At 45.9% G+C, this 776-nt stretch carries 1 protein-coding gene; it reads right to left on the bottom strand.

Annotation, left to right across the window (positions count from 1 at the left end; genetic code table 11):
• Nucleotides 1-776, bottom strand: a 776-nt coding sequence (locus A7985_RS25390; RefSeq protein WP_141685455.1) for an RHS repeat protein, incomplete at both ends; no start/stop codon positions are given.

Here is a 776-nt window from a genome sequence, read left to right as displayed (position 1 = left end):
TGCGTGGCATCTTCGCGTTTGTAACGACGATTGTTCGCATCATAGGCAAAGTAAACCGTTTCGCCATTGCCTTGCATTTCAACCGCTTTATTGCGACCGGAATACACGATTTTTCTGTAAGCGGACGTGCCTCCTCCTTGGTATAAGGCCACTTCATTACCATTTTTATCGTAGTCAAAACGCTCGGTTTTTGGCGCTGGTAGCTGCTGACTCACACATGCATGGCTGGTGTTGTCCACTTGTTCAACCGTACGCGATGTTAACGCATGAAGCGGGTTACCTTGCGCTGCGTAATTGTTCGTCCAAGTGTGATTGACCAACAACTCATCTTGACCTAGACCATCACATGTATGTTGCTTAATAAACGTGTAATCACTTTTGGTTTTTAAGTTGCCATTGTCATCGTAGCTAAATAGCACCCTGTCATTGATGGTCGTTATTCGGTTAAGGTCATCATACTGATAGTGGCGTGTCTGCATCGACGCTTGTGAGCGACTCAGCAAGTTTCCAAGCCCATCAAAACGATAGCTATCATTTTGAATATAGGCTTTATCGACTGCTTTAATCGACGAGACCATGCCATTGTCGTCATAACCCACGGCCATGGATTGCAACCCTTTTAGGTAGCCCGTTACAAGACCGCGTGCATTTAATGACTTCACTTTGAAGTACACTTTCCCTTCAAGTTTGTTGCGTGCTTCTAGCGTCTCAAACACCTGCCCAAATTTGTAGTGCTGCACCGTACCACGGGCTTCGATATAGGTACCGTCTGACTT

Origin of the sequence: Pseudoalteromonas luteoviolacea, assembly GCF_001696455.1 — a bacterium.
GTDB classification, from domain to species: domain Bacteria; phylum Pseudomonadota; class Gammaproteobacteria; order Enterobacterales; family Alteromonadaceae; genus Pseudoalteromonas; species Pseudoalteromonas luteoviolacea_C.
The sequence above is the reverse complement of the archived record's forward strand: the minus strand, read 5'-3'. Positions and strand labels throughout refer to the sequence as shown.